This is a genomic window from Streptomyces sp. SID3212 (assembly GCF_009865405.1).
GTDB lineage: Bacteria > Actinomycetota > Actinomycetes > Streptomycetales > Streptomycetaceae > Streptomyces.
The window spans coordinates 1-4,004 of sequence record NZ_WWJY01000400.1 but is presented as its reverse complement, the minus strand read 5'-3'; the positions used below and the strand labels follow the sequence as shown (position 1 = coordinate 4,004).

Annotated in this window: 4 protein-coding genes; 1 reads left to right on the top strand and 3 read right to left on the bottom strand. The window is 72.7% G+C overall.

Going from position 1 to position 4,004, the window contains the following annotated elements; translation table 11 throughout:
• Positions 1 to 226 precede the first annotated feature (226 nt).
• Together GT042_RS12155 and GT042_RS12150 are read right to left on the bottom strand one after the other, a co-directional pair.
• Complete coding sequence (locus GT042_RS12155; protein ID WP_161308735.1) at positions 227 to 1,198, bottom strand: NADP-dependent oxidoreductase; 972 nt, start codon at positions 1,196 to 1,198, stop codon at positions 227 to 229.
• Positions 1,199 to 1,360: 162 nt separating this feature from the next.
• Positions 1,361 to 2,338: a fibronectin type III domain-containing protein gene (locus tag GT042_RS12150; RefSeq protein WP_161308734.1), complete on the bottom strand. Its 978-nt coding sequence runs from the start codon at positions 2,336 to 2,338 to the stop codon at positions 1,361 to 1,363.
• A gap of 210 nt (positions 2,339 to 2,548) precedes the next feature.
• Here GT042_RS12150 and GT042_RS12145 point away from each other — a divergent pair, with 210 nt between their 5' ends.
• On the top strand, positions 2,549 to 3,343 hold the full coding sequence (locus tag GT042_RS12145; protein WP_161308733.1) for an SDR family oxidoreductase: 795 nt from the start codon (positions 2,549 to 2,551) through the stop codon (positions 3,341 to 3,343).
• Between the two features lie 62 nt (positions 3,344 to 3,405).
• On the opposite strand, the gene GT042_RS12140 is transcribed toward GT042_RS12145, so the two are convergent.
• Positions 3,406 to 4,004, bottom strand: a 599-nt coding sequence (locus GT042_RS12140) for a carbonic anhydrase (RefSeq protein ID WP_161308732.1), incomplete at its 5' end; no start/stop codon positions are given.

Here is a 4,004-nt window from a genome sequence, read left to right as displayed (position 1 = left end):
CCGGGTCCGGCCCGGTGGCCTCGGGGAGTGACGGCGGCGGTGTGCCCCGGCCGACGGCCGTCCACGAGCCGCTGCGGCGGGGCTCCGGAAGAGGGCTGCTGACACGGCTGCGCCTCAGGAAGGAGAGGGAGAGAGACCCGGGGCGGCCGGTCGGCAGTGAGCGGCCGTGAGCCGCGGTGAACGGCTCCGGGACGGCCGGCGGTCGGTCGGCGGCGGGGCGGCCGGCTCAGGACGTGACGCGCAGGACCAGCTTGCCGCGGGTTTCGCCGGCCTCGCCCCGGCGGTGCGCCTCGGCCGCCTGTTCCAGGGGGAGGACGTCGTCGAGTCCCACCGTGACCGCACCACTGTCGATCAGCGCGGCGATCCGGCCCAGGGCGTGGCCGTCCGGCTCGACCAGGAAGTCGCTGACGCGCAGCCCTTGTTCGCGTGCCGCCCCGGCGAGGTCGGGGGAGACGCCGGACGGGACGACGACGAGGTGACCGCCGGGGCGCAGGGTCCGGAGCGAGCGGCTGCTGGTGGAGTCGTGCCCGTCCCCGACGAGGTCGATCACGGCGTCCACGTCCCGGACGACGTCCTCGAACCTGACCGTGCGGTAGTCGACGACCTCGTCGGCGCCGAGCGTGCGCAGCCAGTCGTGCTTGGCCGCGCTCGCGGTGCCGATGACATGCGCGCCGAGGTGCTTGGCGATCTGCACGGCGAAATGGCCCACACCTCCGGCGGCGGCATGGATGAGGACCCGCTGTCCCGCCTCGACGTTCGCCGTGTCCACGAGCGTCTGCCAGGCGGTCAGACCGGCCAGCGGGACTCCGGCCGCCCGGTCGTGGTCGATGGTCGCGGGCTTGCGGGCGAACTGCCGGGAGGGGGCGGTCACGTACTCGGCATAGGCCCCGGCCTGGCGGGGGAACCACGGCATGCCGTACACCGCGTCGCCCACCCGGACGGTGGTGACGCCGCCCCCGATCTCCGACACCACCCCGGAGACGTCCCAGCCCAGAACGAAGGGAGGCTCGCCCAGTACGCCGCTCATCCCGCCGCCCGTGCGGGTCTTCCAGTCGACGGGGTTCACCCCGGCGGCGTGGACACGGACCTGGATCTCGGTCGGCAGCGGCCGGGGCCTGGCCACCTCGCCGAGCCGGAGAACCTCGGGACCGCCGAGGGTGTCCTGGGTGATTGCGCGCATCGTGTTGTCGCTGCTCATGGCTGGTCGCTCCTGTGGGTGCGTGCCGGGGCCCGGGCCGCTGCCCCGCCGGTGGTCGATCGACACCAAGAAGCTAGCTCCGCGGCGCGCTGTCGCCGCCGCGACGTGCGGGATCCGCTCGCCGGCGGACGGTCCGTCACCCGCGCCGGTCGCCCGACCGGGTCAGGAGGGGTCGCCGGTGACGACGGGGCGCTCCTCGGAGAACCGGCCCCACTTGCCGTCGGGCAGTTTGGCACGGAGCTTCACCCGGTAGGCGTCCCCTGCCCGCTTGCCCACGTACACGCTGTACGTGGCCCGGCCCTTCGGGGTTTCGCCGCCCCAGATGAGGGTGGTGGCGAACTTCCCGTCGAGATAGATCTCGTACGTGGTGACCTCGGCCCCCGTCTCCGGGGCCACCCACGACAGGTCGGCGTAGTAGGCGCCGTCGGCGGCGTGGGTCGTGGCGCGGAACGCCGTCGGGGCGGTGTCGGGGTCGTCGCCCGGACCCTTGGGGGTGGTGATCTCGACGGTACGGCTGACGGGCGAGGTGTTGTCGGCCGCGTCGCGGGCGGCGAGCGTGAAGGAGTAGTGGGTGCCCGGTCGCAGCCAGGTGATCCGCGCGGAGGTCGCGCCCCCGGCGACACTGTGGATCTTCGAGCCGCCCTGGTAGATGTCGTAGGACGTGATGCCCTCGTCCTTGGCGGACCTGGCCCAGTTCAGCTGGGCGCCGCGCGGGCCGGCGCTCTTGCCGGTCAGCCCGGCCGGGCGGGAGGGTGCCTTCTTGTCCTCCGCGACGGCGGCCGGGGTGGTGGCGGACTTCTCGGCGCTGTGCGGGGAGTAGGTGCCGTCGCCGTCCTTGGCCCGGACGGAGAAGGTGTACGGGGTGGAGGGGGCGAGGCCGGTGATGTCGACCATGCTCTGGTTCGCCGGGACGTCCTTGACCTTGGTCCCGCCCCGGTAGACCTCGTACCCGGTGATGCCGGAACTCTCCGGCGCCTGCCGCCACATGACGTGGACGGAGGTGGCGGTGCCGGCCTGGACGGTCACTCCGGCCGGGGCGGCGGGCGGGGCCTCGTCGGCTCCGCACGCGGTGAGCGCGAGAGCGGCCACGGACGCGAGCGCGGCAAGGGGGAAGATCCTTCTCAAGGCCGTGTCCTGCATGCCGTGTCCTCCGTCCGGGGGGCAATGGTCTAGACATATATGACACAGGTGTCGGGTTCACATCAAGAGGCAGACGCATAACGGTGGCGGGCTGCCCGGTTCCTCCCCCTCGCCGGTCGCGACACACCGCCGGAATCCTCCCGCCCCGCGGGGGTAGGGGCCTGACGCACAATGACGTGCTCACAGCGGGCGCGAGGAAGGGCGTGGAGCGTGCGGATCGACCTGGCAGGAAAGACAGCTCTGGTGACGGGGTCCACCCAGGGGATCGGCGCGGCCATCGCGGCCGGACTCGCCGGCTCCGGGGCGCGGGTCGCGGTCAACGGGCGGAGTGCGGAGTCCGTGGACAGGGCGCTGGAAGGACTGCGCGAGCGGGTGCCCGGCGCCGAGTTCGTCGCCGCGCCCGGCGACCTCGCCACCGAGGACGGCGCGGCGCGGGTCCTCGGTGTCCTGCCCTCCGTGGACATCCTCGTCAACAACCTGGGCGTCTTCGGGTCCCGGCCCCCGCTGGAGATCAGCGACGACGAATGGCGGAGGTACTTCGAGGTCAACGTCCTGGCCGCGATCCGGCTGACCCGTGCGTACCTGGGCGGCATGATGGAGCGGTCCTGGGGCCGGATCCAGTACATCGGCAGCGACTCCGCGGTCGTCACCCCCGCCGAGATGATCCACTACGGAGTCTCGAAGACCTCGCTGCTCGGCGTCTCCCGGGGCTTCGCCAAGGCGGCGGCCGGCAGCGGGGTGACCGTCAACTCCGTGCTGGCGGGGCCGACCCACACGGGTGGCGTCGAGGACTTCGTCTACGAGCTGGTCGATTCCTCGCTGCCCTGGGAGGAGGCCCAACGGGTCTTCATGCGCGACCACCGGCCGCAGTCCCTGCTCCAGCGCCTGATCGAGCCCGAGGAGATCGCGCACATGGTCGTCTACCTCAGCTCGCCGTTCGCGTCGGCGACCACCGGCGCGGCGGTCCGGGTCGACGGCGGGTACATCGACTCGATCGTCCCCTGACCCCGCACCCCGGAACGGCGCCCGGCCACGGCTGTCACGCCGTGGCCGGAGCGGACGTGGGGTCAGATCTGGTGGACGAGCTGGGTGGTGAGTTCGTACCGGGCACCGACGATGGCCAGCGAGCCGTCGGCTATCTTCGCGGCCAGGTCGGGATCGGCGGCGAGGCGCCCGCGGATGAGCGAGACGTTCGCGTTGATGGTGGAGTCCTTGCGCGCGGCGCCCGTCTTGGTGCGGTCGATCGCGGGCTTGATCTCGTCCGCCAGGTACTGGATGTGGGCGGGGAGCAGCGCTCCGGACTCGTCCGCGTCGACGGCCGCCGAGACGGCGCCGCAGGACTGGTGGCCGAGCACGACGACGAGCGGTATGCCCAGCTCCAGGACGCCGTACGCGATGCTGCCGCGGACGGCCTCGTCCAGGACCTCGCCGGCGGTCCGAACGGTCATCAGGTCGCCGAGGCCCTGGTCGAAGACGAGTTCCGGCGCGACCCGCGAGTCGATGCACCCGAGGACGATGGCGAAGGGGTGCTGGCCGTCGACGAGCGTCCGGCGTACCACCTCCGTCTCGTGCGGGTGCTGCTCACGGAAGGTGCGCCAGCGCCGGTTGCCCGCGTTGAGCGCGAGAAGGGCCTGGGCGGGAGTGGACGGACGGGGCTCCTCCGGAC